The organism is Microbacterium sp. MPR-TSA4 (assembly GCF_058792815.1).
This window is the reverse complement of the sequence record NZ_JBXAFF010000049.1, coordinates 1-18,444: the sequence shown is the minus strand read 5'-3', so window position 1 is coordinate 18,444 and position 18,444 is coordinate 1. Positions and strand designations below refer to the sequence as shown.

The 18,444-nt window shown below is 72.2% G+C and carries 17 protein-coding genes and 1 tRNA gene; 6 read left to right on the top strand and 12 right to left on the bottom strand.

Annotation, left to right across the window (positions count from 1 at the left end):
- Nucleotides 1-28: 28 nt before the first annotated feature.
- From AC1Q49_RS14215 to AC1Q49_RS14200, 4 genes are read right to left on the bottom strand one after another with little or no spacing between them, the layout of a single operon-like run.
- Nucleotides 29-1,624, bottom strand: a complete 1,596-nt coding sequence (locus tag AC1Q49_RS14215) for a carboxylesterase/lipase family protein (protein WP_492492935.1) — start codon at nucleotides 1,622-1,624, stop codon at nucleotides 29-31.
- Nucleotides 1,625-1,674: 50 nt separating this feature from the next.
- A complete protein-coding gene (locus AC1Q49_RS14210; protein WP_223849517.1) occupies nucleotides 1,675-2,364 on the bottom strand; it encodes a GAP family protein in 690 nt (229 codons plus the stop codon).
- Nucleotides 2,365-2,403: 39 nt separating this feature from the next.
- Nucleotides 2,404-4,146 (bottom strand): hypothetical protein, encoded by a 1,743-nt coding sequence (locus AC1Q49_RS14205; protein WP_492492932.1) that lies wholly within the window; start codon nucleotides 4,144-4,146, stop codon nucleotides 2,404-2,406.
- Nucleotides 4,147-4,156: 10 nt separating this feature from the next.
- On the bottom strand, nucleotides 4,157-4,807 hold the full coding sequence (locus AC1Q49_RS14200; protein WP_205282574.1) for a response regulator: 651 nt from the start codon (nucleotides 4,805-4,807) through the stop codon (nucleotides 4,157-4,159).
- An 82-nt stretch (nucleotides 4,808-4,889) separates the two neighbouring features.
- Between AC1Q49_RS14200 and AC1Q49_RS14195 the strand changes: the two genes are divergently transcribed.
- A complete protein-coding gene (locus AC1Q49_RS14195; RefSeq protein ID WP_205282575.1) occupies nucleotides 4,890-5,297 on the top strand; it encodes a hypothetical protein in 408 nt (135 codons plus the stop codon).
- A 37-nt stretch (nucleotides 5,298-5,334) separates the two neighbouring features.
- On the opposite strand, the gene AC1Q49_RS14190 is transcribed toward AC1Q49_RS14195, so the two are convergent.
- On the bottom strand, nucleotides 5,335-6,183 hold the full coding sequence (locus AC1Q49_RS14190) for a LuxR C-terminal-related transcriptional regulator (protein WP_061782099.1): 849 nt from the start codon (nucleotides 6,181-6,183) through the stop codon (nucleotides 5,335-5,337).
- Between the two features lie 111 nt (nucleotides 6,184-6,294).
- Complete coding sequence (locus AC1Q49_RS14185; RefSeq protein ID WP_492492929.1) at nucleotides 6,295-6,852, bottom strand: methylated-DNA--[protein]-cysteine S-methyltransferase; 558 nt, start codon at nucleotides 6,850-6,852, stop codon at nucleotides 6,295-6,297.
- Nucleotides 6,853-7,074: 222 nt separating this feature from the next.
- Here AC1Q49_RS14185 and AC1Q49_RS14180 point away from each other — a divergent pair, with 222 nt between their 5' ends.
- Entirely contained in the window at nucleotides 7,075-10,767 is a 3,693-nt protein-coding gene (locus tag AC1Q49_RS14180) for a DNA2/NAM7 family helicase (RefSeq protein ID WP_061782100.1), read from the top strand.
- 316 nt (nucleotides 10,768-11,083) lie between these two features.
- Here the strand turns inward: AC1Q49_RS14180 and mscL are convergent, their stop codons facing one another.
- The 3 genes from mscL to AC1Q49_RS14165 are packed head-to-tail and all read right to left on the bottom strand — an operon-like array spanning nucleotide 11,084 to nucleotide 12,412.
- Nucleotides 11,084-11,497 carry a large conductance mechanosensitive channel protein MscL gene (gene mscL, locus AC1Q49_RS14175; RefSeq protein ID WP_492492937.1) on the bottom strand — a complete coding sequence of 138 codons (414 nt, stop codon included), beginning with the start codon at nucleotides 11,495-11,497 and terminating at the stop codon, nucleotides 11,084-11,086.
- A gap of 29 nt (nucleotides 11,498-11,526) precedes the next feature.
- Complete coding sequence (locus AC1Q49_RS14170; RefSeq protein ID WP_060960054.1) at nucleotides 11,527-11,796, bottom strand: FmdB family zinc ribbon protein; 270 nt, start codon at nucleotides 11,794-11,796, stop codon at nucleotides 11,527-11,529.
- A gap of 19 nt (nucleotides 11,797-11,815) precedes the next feature.
- Nucleotides 11,816-12,412 (bottom strand): 5-formyltetrahydrofolate cyclo-ligase, encoded by a 597-nt coding sequence (locus tag AC1Q49_RS14165; RefSeq protein WP_060960053.1) that lies wholly within the window; start codon nucleotides 12,410-12,412, stop codon nucleotides 11,816-11,818.
- An 81-nt stretch (nucleotides 12,413-12,493) separates the two neighbouring features.
- Between AC1Q49_RS14165 and galU the strand changes: the two genes are divergently transcribed.
- The 3 genes from galU to AC1Q49_RS14150 all read left to right on the top strand — a co-directional run bounded on the left by galU (nucleotide 12,494) and on the right by AC1Q49_RS14150 (nucleotide 15,064).
- Nucleotides 12,494-13,372 carry a UTP--glucose-1-phosphate uridylyltransferase GalU gene (gene galU / locus AC1Q49_RS14160; RefSeq protein WP_060960052.1) on the top strand — a complete coding sequence of 293 codons (879 nt, stop codon included), beginning with the start codon at nucleotides 12,494-12,496 and terminating at the stop codon, nucleotides 13,370-13,372.
- A 36-nt stretch (nucleotides 13,373-13,408) separates the two neighbouring features.
- Nucleotides 13,409-14,038, top strand: coding sequence for a GNAT family N-acetyltransferase (locus AC1Q49_RS14155; protein ID WP_492492926.1), 630 nt, complete (start codon nucleotides 13,409-13,411; stop codon nucleotides 14,036-14,038).
- A 105-nt stretch (nucleotides 14,039-14,143) separates the two neighbouring features.
- The gene (locus AC1Q49_RS14150; RefSeq protein ID WP_492492924.1) at nucleotides 14,144-15,064 is read left to right on the top strand and encodes a large exoprotein; all 921 of its coding nucleotides are present in this window, start codon (nucleotides 14,144-14,146) and stop codon (nucleotides 15,062-15,064) included.
- Between the two features lie 29 nt (nucleotides 15,065-15,093).
- On the opposite strand, the gene AC1Q49_RS14145 is transcribed toward AC1Q49_RS14150, so the two are convergent.
- Nucleotides 15,094-16,281, bottom strand: coding sequence for an amidohydrolase family protein (locus tag AC1Q49_RS14145; protein ID WP_492492922.1), 1,188 nt, complete (start codon nucleotides 16,279-16,281; stop codon nucleotides 15,094-15,096).
- A 60-nt stretch (nucleotides 16,282-16,341) separates the two neighbouring features.
- On the opposite strand from AC1Q49_RS14145, the gene AC1Q49_RS14140 reads away from it, so the two are divergent.
- Nucleotides 16,342-16,417, top strand: a tRNA-Ala gene (locus AC1Q49_RS14140).
- A 592-nt stretch (nucleotides 16,418-17,009) separates the two neighbouring features.
- Here the strand turns inward: AC1Q49_RS14140 and AC1Q49_RS14135 are convergent.
- Both AC1Q49_RS14135 and AC1Q49_RS14130 read right to left on the bottom strand, forming a co-directional pair.
- Nucleotides 17,010-17,717: an SDR family oxidoreductase gene (locus AC1Q49_RS14135; protein ID WP_492492920.1), complete on the bottom strand. Its 708-nt coding sequence runs from the start codon at nucleotides 17,715-17,717 to the stop codon at nucleotides 17,010-17,012.
- A gap of 25 nt (nucleotides 17,718-17,742) precedes the next feature.
- Nucleotides 17,743-18,444 (bottom strand): oxidoreductase (locus AC1Q49_RS14130; protein WP_492492918.1); only part of this gene is annotated, 702 nt, incomplete at its 5' end.

Here is an 18,444-nt window from a genome sequence, read left to right as displayed (position 1 = left end):
GGCGGGGCGAAGCCGGGGCGACGGGGGATCAGTGGAAGTCGAGGACCTGGTCGCCCCAGGCCGCGCGCAGCGGCGCGTCGAGGTCGTCGACGACGCTGTCGTGCCGCTCGATCACCAGCGTGGCGCGGGCGATGTCCGCGGCGTCGGTCGATGCGGTGGCGTAGGCGGGCCAGTGGGGTGCACCGGGCACGCCCTCGGCGTCGGGGGTGCGCCCGTGGGCGAAGGCGGTCCAGCGGTCCTGCATCCGCACGGAGATCTCCTCTCCGGAGCGCTTGCCGCCGAGACGGAACGTGAGGTCCTTGGGGCCGCTGGAGAAACTGCCCCAGAGGTAGGCCAGCTCGCTGCCGTGGGTGGCGCCCAGCCCGATCAGCCGGAGGAAGGGCGTCGCGTGGTCGAAGCGGTACAGCCAGACGTCGGCGACCCGGCTGTGGCCCTCGGCGATCCACAGGGTGGGCATCCGGAAGCCGATGTCGCGGGCGACGCCCAGCCCCACCATGTTGTGGCGCACGTTCTCGTAGGCGGTCTGCACCTGCGCGACCGACGGCAGCTCGACGGTGGGGTTGTCGGCGGCCATGTCGGTGAACATCTTCATGATGCGCTCCTCGGTGATCGGGATGAGCGGCGACTTCATGAACTTGAACAGCGAGGCCTCGTCCTTATTGGTGCCGATGATGAGCGGCACGGGCAGGCCGCGACCCTCGTGGAGCACGGTGGCGGGCGCTTCCGGCAGCAGCTCGCCGTCGACGATGGGCGCGAAGGCCAGCGTGCCGGGCGCCTCATCGGGCACCTGCGCGTACACGGCCATCCCCGCCGCGACGAGTCGGTCGGCGGATGCCGCGCGCAGCGCGGCTGCGGCGGCCGCGGCATCCGTGGTGTCGATGCCGAGCTCTCGGGTGAAGCGCTCGGCGACGTCGCGGGCGCGGTCCACGCCGTACATGCTGGAGGCGGGGGAGGACTGCGCGATGGCGCGGTGGAAGAGCCCGGCCGCCGACGGTGTCGCGAGCAGCGTCGTGACCAGGCCGCCCCCGGCGGACTCGCCGAACACGGTGATCCGCCCAGGGTCGCCCCCGAACGCGGCGATGTTCCCCTGCACCCAGCGCAGGGCGAGCAGCACGTCCTTCAGGGCGAGGTTGCGGTCGAAGCCGCCGTCGGGCAACAGGCCCGACAGATCCAGGAAGCCGAACGCGGCCAGCCGGTAGTTGACGGTCACGACGACGACGTCACCGCGGTCGACGATCGACGTCGCGTCGTACATCTGCTGGCTCGACGCGCCGAAGGTGTAGGCCCCGCCGTGGATCCACACCATCACGGGGCGCGCCGCGGCGGTGTCGGGTGCCCAGACGTTGAGGGAGAGGCAGTCCTCGTCCAGCACCGCATCGTCGCCGAGGGCGATCGCCGGGGTGCGCACCTGCGGGCAGGCGGGGCCGAACGCGGTCGCGTCGACCTCGCCGTCGGCGGTCGCCGCGGCGACCGGGTCGCGCCAGCGGCGATCGCCTGTGGGCGCCTCGGCGTAGCGGATGCCGCGCCAGGAGCGGACGCCCTCGCGGACCAGCCCGCGGAAGGTGCCCGCGGGGGCGGTCGCGACGCAGGCGACGGTGGGGGTGTTCTCGATGGTGTTCGACATGACGGCCTTCTTTCGGGGATGCGCGGGAAGCGGAGAGGGGAGGACGCCGGTCAGGCGACCAGGCGGTGGATGACCTGTGCGGCCTCGTTCGCCGCGAGGATCGCGAACAGCACTGTCATCATGGCGGCGTTGTGGGCGATCAACTGGGATTTCAGTGCCTGCAGGCCACGGTGCACGCGTGCGGAGCCGGTCAGCTCGACCAGGGCGGGCACGATCAGCAGCAGCGAGCCGGTGATCGCGACGGCGAGGCAGAGGATCACGCCGATGAGGGGTGTCACGTGCGCCTCGCCGATGACGGCACCCGCCTTCAGAGCCAGCGGGATGTTCTTGGTGTTGGTGATCGCCATGACCAGCCCGAGGCCTACCGCAGACAGAGGGGTGACGCCATCGATCGCCGCGAGCCATTTCGGTGCGACGGCCGGCTGGCCGTGCGGAGGGCGTCCCGCCCAGCTCGCGATCGCGAAGACCGTGAACCCGATGGTCAGCACGATGGCCAGCACGAGCGAGACGATCCGCGAGTCGGCGCCGTTCGCCGACGATGCGCGGGCGGCGCCCGCGGCGCCGAGGCCGACGACTGCGACCGAGACGAGCGTGAACGCGGCGGTGTACACCGGAGCGCAGGCCCGCCCGCGCGGGGAGAGGAGGATCGCCACCACGGCCACGATCGGCAGGGGGGACAGGAGCATCCCCACGGCGAGGGGGAGGAGGGTGTGCAGCTCGTTCACGTCGGTTCCGTTCATCGGCGGGTCCCGACCGGATGTCGGGGCGCGATGACGACGTTATGACCCGGGTGTCGGCGCCTCTCCGCGATGTTCGGCTGACACGACAGGAGGGGCGGGGGCGAGCGGCAGCGCCGCCTCGAGCACCGCTTCGCCCGCCTCGGCGCGCAGCCGTGCGCCGAGATCGCGCACGTGCGACGCGGGGCGCAGCTGGGCCCCCGCCGGCGCCGTGCCGAAGGAGCGCACCTCGACGCGCAGCCGCGGCCCCGCGCCGGTCGGGGCGACATCGAGGAGAACGCGAGCGCGCTTCTGCCCGCTGTGCTTGACCGCGTTGAGGAGGCCCTCGGCGACCACGTCGTACGCGTCGCGCGCCGCCCACGGATCCCGGTCGAGCGCCGTCGCCGCCGCCGGGCTGACGCGCGCATCCAGGTCGATCACGCGCCCCCACGTGTCGGTGAGGGCGGCGAGCGCCGCGGCGTCGGCCCCGCCGTCCGCGGCGGCGTACGTCGACGGCATCCGGTGCAGGAGGTCGCCGAGCCGGTGCTGCAGCAGGGCGATCTCGTCCGGGGTCGCAGCGGGATGCACGAGCACGAACTGCACGCAGGCGCCCTGGCCCTCGCGGTGCAGCAACTCGGCGGTGCGGCGCAGCCCCTCGCGCACCGGGCGCGCCCCTTCCCTCGTCGCGCGCTGCGCGTGCGCGACCGCGCCGGACAGTCGCCGCTGCTCGCGTCGCAGCGCGTGCAGCGCGCCGGCGCACAGTCCGCCGGCGAGGGAGAAGGCCAGGTAGTCGACGGCCGGCAGCACGGCGACGACTCCGTGGTGGCCGTCCGCGAGGGCGAGCAGCGAGAGCAGCACGCCGGCGCCGGCCGCCGCGCCGAGGTAGGTCGCCGCGGCGGCGTGCGCGCTGCGCGCCAGGGCGCGTCGGCGCGAGACCCCGTCCACGATCGCTCCCGCGAGCGCCACGGCGAGGAGTCCGACCGCCAGCTCAGACGGGGTGCTCGTGCGCAGCGCGTAGGGCAGGGTGCAGGCGATGTAGACGACGGTCACCGCGCCGCGCGGCGGCAGCCGGAACGGCGGAAGTCGCCGGCGCCCGCCGCGCCCCGGGGGGCCGACGGGGGCGGGCGCCGTGACGGCGTCGCCGGGCGCGAGCGGTTCGTCCGCCAGATGCTGCAGTCGATGGCTCCAGGCGCGGAAGCCGACCGCGCCGAGTTCGCGCACCGGGTCGGTGCCGTCGTGCATGCCCAGCCGCTCGACGGCGACCGTGAGCGCGGATGCCGCGGCCTCCACCTCCCGCCGCGCGACGCGGTCGGCGTGGGCGGCGCGCGCACCCGCATCCGCCAGCTCGTGGGCCACCTCGCGCAGGAGCGCGTTGGTGCGCCGGAGGGTGCGCAGCGCGTTCTCGAGCACCGCGACGACGGCCAGCACGACCGGCCACACCACGACGTTCGTCGCGATGCGGAAGGGCAGCTGTGCGGCGGCCGGCGCCGGCAGGCCCAGCGCGCTCGCCCACGCATCCTGCACGACGGGACGCAGCGCCGCGCACACGACGATCCCCACCACGATCGACACCGCTCTGACGCGGCGACGGGGGAGGCGCCGCTCCAGGGCGGCGAGCAGGCCGAGCGCGAGCACGAATCCCGCCGTGGTCAGGGCGGTGGCCGGGGCGACCGCTCCGACGTCGACGCCCGCGCCGACCGGGGCCATGATCGTGAGCGAGAGGGGCGCCGTGAGAACGAGCGACCACACGCTCAGGAAGCGCCCTCCCGAGGCGGCGGCGCGCACCGCGAGCAACAGCCGCCTCATCGGGCGGTGCTCATCGCACAGGGCCGAACGCCGCGAGGTAGATCGCGGCGGCGGCGACGCGGGGACTCACCGTCGGATCGCCCGTGACGTCGAGTCTGTCGAACAGTCGACTGATCGAGCGCTCCACCGCCCGCAGGGTCGATCCCGACTCCTGCGCGATGCGCTCGTTCGACCAGCCACGCGCCACCATCGCCAGGATCTCGAGCTGGTGCCGGGTCAGTGCGTCCAAGCCGTCGCGAGACCCTGCCGCGGGCGCGGCCGTCGCCTCGGGCTCCCGCCGTGTGGACAGTGCGCGCTCCAGCGCCGAGACGAGTGTGTCGGGGGAGTCCAGATCCTGCTTGGCGACGAAGACGGCGTGCGCGATCCCCATCGCCGCCCCGCCCGCAGCGGCCCGCGGATAGCTGCTGAGGAAGACGATCGCCAGATGCGGGGCGAGCTCGGCGAGCATCGCCGCCAGCTCGGCCCCGGAGGGGCGGCTGCCCAGGTCGATGTCGGTCAGCAGCGCGTCCGGGTCGAAGTCGGCGAACAGCCGCGTCGCGGTCGCGGCGTCGGCGGCCGACGCCGTCTCGAACCCGTGCCGCTCCAGCAGGTCGCACACGAGCATGCGCAGTGCGGCCTGGTCCTCCACCACGAGCACACGACGCGTCCAGTCCGAGCCCACGTGATCACCATAATGCCCGCGCCGACCGTGTCGTCGCGGTGCGATCCCGGGCATCGGCTGCGCCGGGTGCCATCATGGCGTCATGAGCGTCTCCCGCCGCATCCCGCTGGTCGCCGTCGTCGTCGCCGTCCTGGTCGCCCTCACCGCATGCGCGTCGGGCGGGGGCGCGGGCACTCCCACCCCGTCTGGCGACGGGACCGCCGTGATCGCGCCCGTGACGATGAGCGCGAACGACCTCCAGGGCGCCACCGTCGAGCTCGTCGTCGGCCAGAGCCTCAACATCCTCACCGGCGACCTCGCGGGCGACAGCTACACCGCGACGGTGTCGGACGAGCGGGTGGCCGAGTTCGTCCCCGGTGGCACGAAGGGGGATGCCGAGTTCAATCCCGGTGTCCGCGCGCTCGCGGTCGGCGAGGCGACCGTCGTCCTCGCGAACGCGGACGGCGGCATCCAGGATGTGACCTTCACCGTCGACGTGACCGCCGGCTGATCACCCGAGCGAGGCGGCCTCGCCGGGGCGGGCGTCGTCAGGGGAGCAGTCCCGCGCGGCGCGCCCGGGCCACGGCGGCGTGGCGCGTGCCGGCGTCGAGCTTGGACATCGCCGCCTGCAGGTACGACTTGACGGTCCCCTCGCGCAGGCCGAGCGCGAGGGCGATCTCGGCGTTGGTCTGGCCGAGCGCGGCGCACGACAGCACGTCGATCTCGCGCGGCGACAGCCGGACGTCGAGCGTCTCGACGGCGGTCCCGTCTTCGCGGGTCAGCGCGGCCAGGCGGCGCTCCACCTCGCCGAGTCGTCGGCGGATACCCGCATCCGCGACGTCGGCGGCGATGCCGCGCAGCTGCGCGTAGGCGTCGCGAAGCTCCTCCCGGGCGGCGACGTCGACCCCGGTGGCGGGGGAGGTCGTGAGGGCCAGGCGCCGGCCCACTTCGTCGCGCACGCGCAGCTCGGTCGCCAGATCCGTTGCGACCTGGAGCGCGGTCCGCGCCGTCGACTCGCCGAACGGCGCCGGCGACCACGAGCCGCAGTACAGCACGCCGCGCGCGCGGCCCGAGACGACGACCGGCACCGCGAACAGGGTCGAGATACCCTCCCCGAGGATGGCGCGGTCGTAGTCGTGGGTGATGTTGCGCGACGACCGGTAGTCCAGCGCGAGACGCGGGCGCCGCTCGACGAGGGCGCGTCCGCCGAGGCCGCGTGTGGCCTGCACGACGAGACCGGACAGATGCGGCGTGCGATTGCCGACCACCGAGGTCACCTCGACCGCGTTGGCGCGTTCGAAGCCGCCGAAGGCGACCGGAAGGCCGGTGCGGGTGGCGAGCTCGCCGACCGCCTGGGCGAGCAGATCGTCGTCGGTGGCGAGCGGCGTCACAGCCATCTCGCCTCCCTCATTTCGGGGGTGACGGCCGCGTCACCCGTGCCGACGACGATACCACCGGCCTCCCGCGGGACGGCGAGCGGGCCCCGCCGGGAAGGCGCCGCGACCGGCCTACACGGTCGCGGCGCCTTCGATCGACATGGGCGGGACCGCACCGACGCGGGCTTCGAGATCGAGCAGGAAGCGCTTGCGTTCGGGATGCCCGCCGTACTCGCCGATCGAGCCGTCGGCGCGCACGACGCGGTGCGCCGGCACGACGATCGAGATCGGCGTGCGCGCGCACGCCGACCCCGCGGCACGGTGCGCGCCGGGAGACCCCGCCCGCACTGCGACCTCGCCGTACGACGCGGTCTCCGCATAGGGGATCTCGCAGATCGCCTCGAGTGCGCGTCGGGCGAAGCCGTCGACGGTGCCGAGGTCGATCGGCAGCGCGAACGTGCGCCGGTGGCCGGCGAAGTACTCGTCGAGCTGGTCGACGACGTCCGTGGCGGGGCCGTCGTCCGGTACCGGAACGGCACCGAGCCGGGCGCTGATCTCCTCCAGATGTCGTTCGAGCTGGCCGGGCGACCCCTCGAGGACGTCGAGGAAGGCGAGGCCCCCATCGGCGACGACGATGAGGGCCTCGCCGATCGGTGTCGGGTGCACCGAGAATGCGGGAGTCGAGGTCATGCGTCCATGATGGCGTCGGCCGCGGACGCGAGAGCCCCTTCCCCCGTCGGCGGTGGACACTCCGGAGGTCTCCGGGTGTGGGGAGGAGGCGATGGTCCGCCCGCATCCGGCATTCTCATCCGCCACATCCGCCCCAATACCGGCAAAACCCGCCGCGCCAACCGGGAACGCCGTGATCGGGACTTTAAGGTGTCGAGTGTGTGGAGAGCAGACGATGGCGCCGTGCGAGGCGTGGACGACGCCGACCACGGGTACGCCGTGACCCCCGCCGACCTCGACCTGTCGGAGCCGGGCGTCGTCGTGGCGCACGTCGCGGCCGGCGAACGCGCACGGCTGCGCGAGGAGTCGGGCTGGCTGGGCGGGCGCTCGACGCTCCTGCACTACACGGATGCCGGTGATGCCGGCATCGACATCACGAAAGCGCATCCCGGGAGCCTGCCGCAGTTCATCACCGGCCGCTCCACGCTGCTGTCCAACCTCTTCCGCGACGAGGTCGCGCTGCGCACCGCACGCCTGGCCGCCGAGCGCATCGCCGCCAAGGACGTCGAGCTGCGCACGACGCGCGGACTGGACACGGTCCACCTCGCCGTCGGCGTCGCGGCCTGGCGGATCGGCGGCGTCGCCTATGCGGCGCCCGTGCTGCTGCGCCCCCTCGCCATCCGCCGGCACCATGCCGACTTCGACCTCAAACTGCACGGCGCCTTCACGATCAACCCCGAGCTCGTCGTCGCGGCACGCACGCATTTCGGCATCGTCATCGACGGTCGCGCGCTCGCGGAACTCGCCTACGACGCGGGCGTCTTCAAGCCGCAGCCGGTGATCGACCACCTGCGGGCGCTCACCGCGCACGTCGACACGTTCACGGTGCAGCCGCGTCTGGTGGTCTCGACCTTCGCCGACGTCTCCTCGCCGATGGGCCGCGACGCCGAGACCCTCGACCACCCGATCCTGAACGCCCTGGCCGGCCACGAGTCCGATCGGGAGGATCTCACGATCGTGCGGACCCCGCCGCCGAGCGTGAGCTCCGACGAGCGTCCGCCCGCCGCCGACCGCCTGCTCCTCGACGCCGACGCGGAGCAGGAGGCGGTGCTGGCGCGCATCGTCGCGGGCCAGTCGCTCGCCGTCCACACCCTGCCCGGCACGGGCGGCACCCAGACCGTCATCAACGCCGTCGGCGAGCTCGTCCGCGCGGGCAAGCGCGTGCTGGTGGTCAGCGCACGGCGTTCCACGCTCGAGGGCGTGCGGCACCGCCTCGGCGGCATCGGGCTTCCCGGGCTCGCCGTCTCACCCCGCCACCTGCACCGCGACCTGATCCGCGCGATCACCCGCAACGAGAAGGCCGAACAGCCCAAGGTGGCCGACGTCGACGACGCCCTCGTGCGGCTGCGCACCGTGCTGCGTGACTATCGCGACGCCCTCACGCAGCGGCATCCGCGGGTCGAGGTCTCGCCGCTCGAGGCGCTGCGCACCCTGACCACGATCGCGGCGATGACGCCGCAGCCGTCGGCATCCACCCGTTTCGACCTCGCCACGCTGCAGTCGCTCGGCACCCGCCGCGCCGAAGCCGCGCAGGCGCTGGCGACCGCCGCCCGCCTCGGCGAGTTCCGCTTCGGCCCCGACGACTCGCCGTGGTACGGGGTCGCGTTCGCGTCCACCCAGGAGGCCCGCGACGCCCACGCGCTCGCCGGACGCCTCCACCGCAGCGACGTGCCGGCGATGCTCGAGCGCGGCTACGAGCTCATCGCCCAGACGCGCATGCGTCCGTTCTCGACGCTCGCCGAACTGGGCAGCTACGTCCAGTTGCTGCAGGGCATCCGCGCGTCTCTCGACCGTTTCAGCATGACGGTGTTCGAACGCCCGCTCGGAGAGCTCATCCAGGCGCACGCCCCGCGTCGTGACGCGCCCGCCATGACCTCGCCGCAGCGCCGCCGGTTGAAGAACCTCTCCCGCGAGTACGTGCGACCCGGCATGCACATCACCGACATGCACGAGTCGCTCGTGCGGGTGCAGCAGCAGCGCACGCAGTGGCAGCAGCTCGTCGACCCGGGTGTCATGCCCGAGATCCCCCTGGGGCTGGACGACGTCGCGATGGCGTGGCAGCGGGTGTCGGCCGACCTCGCCGCGCTCGACCGCGCCCTCGGGCGCACCGAGCCGCTGTCGTCGCTTCCCATCCCGTACCTCCTGCGGACCCTCGCCGGTCTCGCCGCCCGCTCCGACGTGTTCGACAATCTGGTCGAGCGCGCGACGCTGCGCGGCGAGCTGGCCGAGATGGGGCTGGAAGACCTGCTCACCGAGCTGTCGGTGCGTCACGTGCCGGAAGAGCACGTCGCCGCGGAGTTCGAGTTCGCCTGGTGGCAGTCGGCGCTGGAGGCGATGCTGCGCTCGGATCGCGCACTGCTCGGCGCCAACACCTCGGTCGTCGACCGTCTGGAGCGCGACTACCGTCTCGTCGACGAGGCGCACGCCGCCTCGGCCGGACCGCTGCTGGCGGCGGAGCTGGCGACCACCTGGAAGATCGCGGTCGTCGACGAGGCCGGCGAGGCCGCGGCGCTCAAGCAGGTGCTGCGCGGCCCGGGAGCGACCGCGGCGGAGCTCGTCGCCGCGGCGCCGGCTCTCGTGCGCACGCTGGCGCCGGTCTGGCTCGCATCCCCGTACGAGGTGCCGGCGATCCCCGAGACGCCCCTGTTCGACGTGGTCGTCATCGCGGATGCCGCGGCCCTGTGCCTGGCCGAGGCGGCCCCGGCGCTGCGGCGTGCGCGTCAGGTCGTCGTGTTCGGCGACCCGGTCACCCAGCGCCCGACGCCGTTCCGGGTCGGGGCGGGCCACCCGACGCCCGACGACGAGCCCGAGGTGCCGTTCGACCACGTGAGCGTCTTCGAGCGGCTGTCCGAGCTCGTGCCGGTCGAGACCCTCACCCGCAGCTACCGCGCGGGCGGCGAAGACCTGGCAGAGCTCGTCAACGGCGCGTTCTACGGGGGCCGGCTCGTCTCGTTCCCCTGGGCGGGCTCGTACCTGGGACGCGGAAGCCTCAGCGTCGACTATGTCGAGGGCGGCACCGGCACCCCCGATCCGATCACGGGCGCCGTCGAGAGCCCCGACGCCGAAGTCGCGCGGGTCGTCACCCTCGTCGTCGAGCATGCGGTCAACCGGCCCACCGAGACGCTCATGGTCGTCACCGCGTCGGTGCGCCACGCCGAGCGCGTGCGCGCGGCCGTCGCCGCGGCGTTCGCGGGTCGCTCGGATGTCGCCGAGTTCGTCGGCCGTGACACGGCCGAGCCGTTCGCCGTGCTGGGCCTGGAGGAATCTGTCGCCGAGAGCCGCGACCGTGTCGTGTTCTCCCTCGGCTTCGGACTGACCAAGCACGGGCGCGTCCTCAGCGACTTCGGCGACCTCTCCGGGGCGGACGGGGAGCGTCTGCTCACCGTCGGCATGACACGGGCGCGCCGCTCGATGGTGATCGTCTCCTCGATCCGTCCGTCGGCGTTCGACGAGGGACGGCTGGAGTCCGGCGCGGCGATGCTGATGTCGATCCTCGGCGGCATCGCGGCACGGGCGCGGGAGTCGCGTCTGGAAGACCTCGCCGACCCCCTCACGCTGACGTTGGCCGGTGAGCTTCGCGCCCTGGGCATCGCCGTCGACGTCGACTACCGCGGACTGCTGCCGCTCGTCGCGCAGCACCGCGGCAAGGCCGTCGTCGTGGAGAGCGATTCCGACAGCATCGGCGAGACCCTGCGCGAGAGCCTGCGGCTGCGGCCCCAGGTGCTGCGGCGTCTCGGCTGGCACTACGTCCGCGTGCACGCGTTCGACCTCTACAGCGATCCCGCCGGCGTGGCCGCACGGATCGCGGCGATCCTGGGCGCGTCGCCCGAGACGCCGAAGGCCGAGACGGCGACTCAGCCGCTCGACCTGCGCTGACGGCGATGTCGGACGCCGATCGTCAGCGCGTCGAGCGCGTTCCCGGCTCGCGGCGCGCGCGGCTCACGCCGGCACCCGGCACCGACCCGTCGCCCGAGCTGCCCGCGCAAGCGCCCGACGCCCCGCAGCCGGCGGGCGGTGGGGCGTCGGGGCCGAACGACGATCGGATGCGGCGGGACGTCCCGCCCCCCCCCCCCACTACTGAGGGCGTTTCGACTCGCTGCGCTCGCTCAACGACCGGGGGTGCGACGGGCGCTCGCTCAACGACCGGGGGTGCGACGGGTGCTCGCTCGACGACCGGGGTGGGACGGGTGCGTCAGCGCTGTGCGGCGTTCTTCTCCAGGAGGTCGCGGATCTGGATCAGGAGCTCCTGCTCGGTGGGCAGCTTCGACTCCGGCTCCTGCGCGACGCCGGCCTTGGCGGCCTGCCGCTCCTTGAAGTGGTTCATCGGCACCACGAAGGCGAAGTAGACGACGACGGCGACGGCGAGGAAGCTGATGACCGCCGAGATGAGGGTGCCGATCGGGAAGATCACCTCGCCGTAGAGCCCGTTGACGGGGATGCCGATGTTGCCGTTGGCATCCGCCTTCCAGAAGAGCGCGATCAGGGGGTTGATGATGGCTTCCACCACCGCATTGACGAGCGCGGTGAAGGCCGCGCCGATGACGACGGCGACGGCGAGGTCGATGACGTTGCCGCGCATGATGAAGTCTTTGAAGCCCTTGATCACGGTTCCTCCGATTCTCCGGCTCTCGCCGGTCACGACCCCGACGGTGCGGGCGAGGACTTCGCCTCGGACTTCGATGATGTCGAAGTCGATCCGCCGGCGCCAGGTGCCGCGCCGGAGGTGGACGCACGCGAGTCGGTGCGGTAGAAGCCCGACCCGTTGAAGGTCACGCCGACCGAGCCGTACTGCTTGCGCAGCGCACCTCCGCATTCCGGGCAGACCGTGAGCGCCGCGTCGGCGAAGGACTGGACGGCATCGAAACGGTGGCCGCACTGGGTGCAGGCATAGGCGTAGGTGGGCATGTGTCCTCCGGGGAACGGCTCAGCGTCGCGGTGCCGCGAGCGCGACGGTGCGGGTGGGGGTGACGACGCCGGTGACCGGCTGATCGTGGAGATCGCGCGGCACCTCGTCGAGGATCTCGGCGTCGAAGACGACCGCGTAGACGGGAGGGCAGTGCTCCATCGACCCGAGGGTCTTGTCGAAGTAGCCGCGTCCCCACCCGAGTCGCATCCCCGTGCGATCGACCGCGGCGGCGGGGATGATCAGCAGGTCGACGTCGTTGACGGCGAGGGGGCTGAGCACCTCGCCGACGGGCTCGGGCATGCCGAACAGGCCTTCCGCGATGTCGGCGCCCGGCTCGGCCACGACCCAGTCGAGGAGCCCGTCGGCGCGCGTGACGGGCAGCAGCACGCGGATGCCGCGCGCCACGGCATCCGCGACGAACTCGTGCGTGCCGGGCTCGGTGGGAGCGGAGAGGAAGCACGAGATCGAGCGGGCTCCGAGGCGGTCGACGAGGGCGTCCAGCTGCTGCTTGACCCCGGACGCGTCGGCGGTCCGCATCGCCTCCGACCGCTGCTGACGACGCTCGCGCAGGTCGGCACGCAGTGCGCGCTTGGCGTCGTCGATCCCGTCGGTCATGGTCCGATTGTAGGCGGCGCGGCGAGCGGGGCGCCCCGCAGACGGCACGGAAGCGTCAGCGGGCCCCGATAGGGTGTCGCCATGTCTTCCCCCGCCATCAAGGCCGTCATCCCCGCCGCAGGACTGGGCACGAGATTCCTTCCCGCCACCAAGGCGATGCCGAAGGAGATGCTGCCCGTCGTCGACAAGCCGGCGATCCAGTACGTGGTCGAGGAAGCGGTGAAGGCGGGCATCGACGACGTGCTCATCATCCTCGGGCGCAACAAGAACAACATCTCCAACCACTTCGACTCCGTGCCCGAGCTCGAGTCCAACCTGCTGACCAAGGGCGCCCACGAGAAGCTCCGCGCCGTCCAGCAGTCCACCGAGCTCGCCGACATCCACTTCGTCCGCCAGGGCGAGCCGAAGGGGCTGGGGCACGCCGTGCTCCGCGCGCGTCATCACGTCGGAGAGGCGACGTTCGCGGTGATGCTCGGCGACGACCTCATCGACGAGCGCGACGAGCTGCTCTCCACGATGATCTCGGTGAACGCGGCATCCGGGCTCACCGTCATCGCGCTCATGGAGGTCGACCCCGACCACATCCACATGTACGGCGCAGCCGCGGTCGAGCCCACCGACGACCCGGGGGTCGTGCGGGTGACGGGACTCGTCGAGAAGCCGAAGAAGGAGGACGCCCCGTCCCACTTCGCCGTGATCGGCCGCTACGTGCTCACCCCGGGCGTCTTCGACATCCTCGAGCGCACCGAGCCGGGCAAGGGCGGCGAGATCCAGCTCACCGACGCGCTGCAGGAGCTGGCGGTCACCGACGGCGTGTTGGGAGTGATCTTCCGCGGTCGTCGCTACGACACCGGCGATAGGGTGGACTACATCAAGGCCATCGTCCAGCTGGCGGCCGATCGCGACGATCTCGGCCCCGAACTGCGACCTTGGTTGAAGGACTTTGCGGAGAAGCTCTAGCGCTGCTCCCGACGCGGCGCACACGAGGGGGAGCCGGTGGAGTTGACGGCACCGCGCGAGCACGGTCCGATCTCGATCCGACTCATCAAGCAGCGCGATGCCCGCGTCCTGCAGTCGGAACTGCTCGGCAACCGCGCCTGGCTGCGGCCGTGGGAGGCCACGAGCCCCGACGGCCCCGTCTCGTTCGACATGCGTCTGGGCATCCGGCGGCTGCTGCAGCAGTACCGCGACGGCGGCGGCGTGCCCTTCGTCATGGAGTACGACGGTGAGATCGCCGGTCAGCTGAACGTGTGGGGGATCGCCCGCGGCTCGCTCTCGTCGGCGACGATCGGCTACTGGGTGAGCGAGCGGTTCGCCGGGCGCGGCATCACACCGACCGCCGTCGCGCTGGCGACGGACGTCTGCTTCCGCGAGCTCGGTCTGCATCGCATGGAGATCTGCATCCGTCCGGAGAACCGGGCGAGCCTGCGGGTCGTCGAGAAACTCGGTTTCCGCTACGAGGGGCTGCGGCGGCGCTTCATCCACATCGCCGGCGACTGGCGCGATCACTACGCGTTCGCCCTCGTGCGCGAAGAGGTTCCCGACGGCGTGCTCCAGCGCTGGCTGCAGGGGCGCGCGCCCCAGGATGCCGCCACCATCCCTGCGACGGATCGTCCGACGGGCTGAATCGACCTCTCGCCGCGGCGTCGAAAACCCTCAGGTTCCACATGAAGGTCAGACACGCGGTCGGATGTCGCGGCACCGGTGCCCGTCGCCCTTACCGTGGTCACCATGGGTGGTCAGGTTCTCGGCGGTGGGGTGGTCGTCCTCGTCGCCGTCGCACTGTGGATGATCTACCTGCTGCCGTCGTGGCACGGCCGTCATCAGTTCAACGCCGCGGAGCGCAACGCCGTGCGCCTCAACCAGGCCCTGCGCATCCTCGCCGAGACGAGCGAGACGCCCGAAGAGGTCCGCCTCGAACTGAACGCGCGCACGGCGATGGCCCAGCAGCGGTTGGCGCGTCAGGCGCAGGCCGAACGCGAGCAGGCCGAGCTGGCCCGCGTGCGCGCCGAGCTCGAGGTCACCAAGCTCCAGGCCCGCGCCGAGGCCGCTGCGGCCCGCGAGGCCGCCGCGCTCGCCGCCGCCCGTGAGCGGGCACGGCCCGAGATCCGTCGCGCGCAGGCCCGTCGACGGGCCCGCCTGGTCATCAGTGCCACCGCGGTCGTCGCGCTGGCCCTGGGTGCATGGGGCGGTGTCCGGCTCGCCACGACGGGCTCCCCGCTGATCCTGTGGGCCGCCGGCGCCCTCCTGGTCACCTGTCTCGTGCTGCGGCAGCGGATGTCGCGGGTGCGGCGTCGGGCCGTCGTGCGCGAGACCGTCGTCCCGGTCGCGCGTGTCGCACGCGAGGTGCAGGATCTGGCCGTCGGCTCCGAGCGGGCGTCCTGGGTGCCCCGCGAACTGCCCCGACCGCTGACGGCCTCCGCCGGCTCGCGCGCCGCCGCGGTGCTCGACGAGGTCGACGCCCGCGAGGCGCTGCGTCGCGGCGCGCTCGAAGAGGCGATGCGTCAGCGTGCCGAGAGCCGGCGCCCCGTCGCGCTGCCGCAGCGGCCGGCCGCGCGCGAGGAGGAGCTGGTGGGCGGAGCCGCCGCCGGCGACGCCGCGATCGAAGCCCACGTGCGCCGTCTGCTGGAACGCCGCGCTTCCGGTCAGTGACGCGTCACCGGAGCCGGTGACGGCGGCGATCAGCCGACCAGCAGCCGCCCGTTGCCGATGACCGCCTCGCGGCGCGGAGTGCGCACGAGGGCGTCCATGCTGTTCTCGGCATCCACGAGGACGATGTCGGCGCGATCCCCGACCTCGAGACGGTTCACCGGCAACCCCACGAAGGGTGCAGAGCCGCCCGTCGCGATCTCCACGACGCGCCGGAGGTCGTCGTCGCGGACGATGCTCGACGCCCGCGCGTACTGCCAGGCGATGCCGAGCAGGTCGCCCGTGCCGTAGGGGCTCCACAGGTCGCGGATGCCGTCGGTGCCGAAACCGAACGCGACCCCGGCGGCGTCGAGCTCGTGAAGCGGAAGCTGGGGGAGCCGCAGCGGCGCGACCGTCGTCATCGTCACGCCGAGCGCCCCCATGCGGGCGAGCAGGTCGCGCCGACGACTCGGATCGAGCTGCGCGACGGCGAACCCGTGGGCGATGTTGACTCGCTGCTGGAGCCCGTATCGCTCCACGCCGTCGAGGATCAGCTCGATCTGGAACGCGCCGAGCTCGGCGGGGTCGTGCAGGTGGATGTCGAGTGCCACCCCGTGCTCCGCCGACAGCGCGAGCAGGGCGTCGACCTGCCCGACGGGGTCGCGGTCGATCGTCGCGGGGTCGAGGCCGCCGATGTGCTCGACACCGGCGCGGGCCGCCCGATCGAGCAGCGCCAGCACGCCCGGGCGGCGGAGCACGCCGTCCTGCGGGAAGGCGACGATCTGCACGGTGAGCGCGTCGCCGTAGGCGGCCACGGCTTCACGGACGGCGTCGATCCCGCGCAGATCCAGTCCCAGGTCGACGTCGACATGTGTGCGGATCGCGGTGGTGCCGTGCGCGACGAGCTGCTCGAGCACGTTGCCCGTGATGCGGGCCGACGGCATCCCGATCTCGTCACGGTGCGCGCGTTCGTGACGGATCCGTCCCTCGGTCGTCCCCTCGCCGCCGTACGACTGCCAGGGCAGTCCCCACCAGGACTTGTCGATGTGCGCGTGCGCGTTGACGAGGCCCGGCAGCGCCAGCAGGCCGCGCCCGTCGTAGCCGTCCGTCGCATCCGCCCGCGCCGGCGTGACCGCGGAGATGACGCCATTTTCGATCGAGATGTCGACGGCCTCGGACGAGGCGGATGTCGAGAGCCGGACGTTGCGGACGATCGCGGGGGAGTCGGGGGCGGAGCTCATCACTCCATCCTGCCCGTGCATCGAGCACCCGAGACGCGTGATAACCTAGATCCTGTTCATGGGCCTATGGCGCAGTTGGTAGCGCGCCTCGTTCGCATCGAGGAGGTCAGGAGTTCGAATCTCCTTAGGTCCACCACATCGGTCGCTTTGGAACAAGTGACCTCGTATGAGCCAGTTGATAGCGGCGTGTCTCCCCGAGGATGCGCCGCTCTTGGTTTTCGCAGTGGTTCCAATGAGTGCGACGGCATCGTCGAGGTTCTGCTCACAGCAGCCGTGGCTCGGTTCACTCATCCCCGAGAACCTCTACGGACGGCTCAGCCTCAGCGCCGCCATGGGGCACCGTCGGTGGCGGTGTCAGTGCTGCACTGACGGGTGGAGTCCGGCTCCCTGCACCCTCAGAAGGAAGGCCGGTATTGCCATGACGGCGACGAAGAACGGTCCTCGATTTCCAGCTCTGACGGTCGAGTTTCGTGGCGTTTCGATTCTCGTCGGGACTATCCCCGTCGTGGCGCTCACGGGCACGGCGAAGTCATCGCGCTCACTCCGCAGGCGCTTCTCCTCTTGGACGAGACAGGGAGAGCGCTAATGCGGCGACGGCTGCCGTCGTGACCGACGGCAGCCGTGCAGCGCGCGGCACGGGTGGTGGTTCGGCGCGAGCCATTTCCGGTCGCTCGTCCCAGCCCCGGCGCGATCGCCTCAGAGCTCTCGGCTCCGAGTATGGGGCACCGCTACTCCGCGAGCTGCGGGTACAGCGCCTCGAAGGGTCCGGACAGCGCCGCCTTCAGCTGCACCGAGGTCTCATCGGCCAGCACCTCGTACTCGCCCGCCTCGGTGGCATCGAACACCTTCGCGACGAGCACGGCAGGGTCGAGTTTCGGATCGGTCGACCCTGCGGCCATCGCCGTGTCGACCCAGCCCACATGCACACCCAAGACCTGCACGCCGGCGGGGTGCAGCTCGAGGCGCATCGAGTTCGTCGCCGACCAGAGGGCGGCCTTCGTTGCCGAGTAGATGCCGCCGACGGCGAACCAGGCCATCGCGGAGTGGATGTCGATGATCGCGGTCTCTCCGGCCTGGGCCGACAACAGCGGGGCATAGGCGCGTGCGAGCATGAGTGGTCCGACGAAGTTCGTCTCGATGTTGCGACGGATTTCGTCGTCGGTGTGGTTCAGGATGCCGAAGCTCGAGGGCGATGCGCCGGCGTTGTTGATCAGGATTGTGACGTCGGGCGCGGCGGCGACGGCGGCCTCGATCGATGCGGCATCCGTCACGTCGAGCTGCAGGGGGACGATGCGCTCGTCGTCCCAGGTGCGGGGTGTGCGGGCGGTGGCGTAGACCTTCGCCGCGCCGCGGACGAGCGCCTCGCGCACGAAGTGGGTGCCGATGCCTCCGTTCGCGCCGGTGACGAGGACGGTGGCTCCGTTGAGTGAGGTCATGGGTGCGTTCTCTTCCTGGTTCGGGTCAGACGTGGGTGAGGGTGGGGTAGTCGACGTACCCGCGGGCGCCGCCGGTGTACAGCGTGCCGGGGTCGACCTCGGTGAGCGGGGCATCGGCCTTCAGCCGCTCCACAACGTCGGGATTCGCCAGCGCTAACCGTCCGAGCGGGGTGATGTCGGCCAGGCCCGCCTCGATGTCGTCCGCGATCTGCTCGCGCGTGCGGCCGTAGCGGACGACCAGCACGGCCGTCGGCCAGGCTTCGCGCAGCGCGGCGAGCAACTCATCGTCGCCCAGGTGGTGCACGTGGAGGTAAGTGAGGTTCAGGGGCGCGAGGCGCGCGACGAGGTCGAGGTACTGGGCGTGCACGTCCGCGCGCGCCCCCTCGTCGATGCCGCCGAGGGGGAAGGCGGGGGAGATGCGGATGCCGGTACGGTCGGCGCCGATCTCATCAGCGACGGCCGCGGCGACCTCGACGACGAAACGCGACCGGTTCTCGATCGACCCGCCGTACTGATCGGTGCGCTCGTTGGCGTTGGGGGAGAGGAACTGGTGCAGGAGGTAGCCGTTGGCCGCGTGGATCTCGATGCCGTCCGCTCCCGCGGCGATGGCGGATGCCGCTGCGTGACGGAACTCCGCGATGACGCCCGGGATCTCGTCGGTGGCGAGGGCGCGCGGAACGGGCAGGGGCTGCGGGCCGGACGCCGTGAACATGTCCTGACCCGCGGC

Bases quoted from the DNA above. Each gene is read 5' to 3' on its own strand.
- AC1Q49_RS14170 (WP_060960054.1), bottom strand. From the start codon at position 11,796: ATGCCCACCTACGCCTATGCCTGCACCCAGTGCGGCCACCGTTTCGAT.
- galU (WP_060960052.1), top strand. From the start codon at position 12,494: ATGTCTTCCCCCGCCATCAAGGCCGTCATCCCCGCCGCAGGACTGGGC.
- AC1Q49_RS14185 (WP_492492929.1), bottom strand. From the start codon at position 6,852: ATGACCTCGACTCCCGCATTCTCGGTGCACCCGACACCGATCGGCGAG.
- AC1Q49_RS14145 (WP_492492922.1), bottom strand. From the start codon at position 16,281: ATGAGCTCCGCCCCCGACTCCCCCGCGATCGTCCGCAACGTCCGGCTC.
- AC1Q49_RS14135 (WP_492492920.1), bottom strand. From the start codon at position 17,717: ATGACCTCACTCAACGGAGCCACCGTCCTCGTCACCGGCGCGAACGGA.
- AC1Q49_RS14210 (WP_223849517.1), bottom strand. From the start codon at position 2,364: ATGAACGGAACCGACGTGAACGAGCTGCACACCCTCCTCCCCCTCGCC.
- AC1Q49_RS14190 (WP_061782099.1), bottom strand. From the start codon at position 6,183: ATGGCTGTGACGCCGCTCGCCACCGACGACGATCTGCTCGCCCAGGCG.
- AC1Q49_RS14215 (WP_492492935.1), bottom strand. From the start codon at position 1,624: ATGTCGAACACCATCGAGAACACCCCCACCGTCGCCTGCGTCGCGACC.
- AC1Q49_RS14150 (WP_492492924.1), top strand. From the start codon at position 14,144: ATGGGTGGTCAGGTTCTCGGCGGTGGGGTGGTCGTCCTCGTCGCCGTC.
- AC1Q49_RS14195 (WP_205282575.1), top strand. From the start codon at position 4,890: ATGAGCGTCTCCCGCCGCATCCCGCTGGTCGCCGTCGTCGTCGCCGTC.
- AC1Q49_RS14205 (WP_492492932.1), bottom strand. From the start codon at position 4,146: ATGAGGCGGCTGTTGCTCGCGGTGCGCGCCGCCGCCTCGGGAGGGCGC.
- AC1Q49_RS14165 (WP_060960053.1), bottom strand. From the start codon at position 12,412: ATGACCGACGGGATCGACGACGCCAAGCGCGCACTGCGTGCCGACCTG.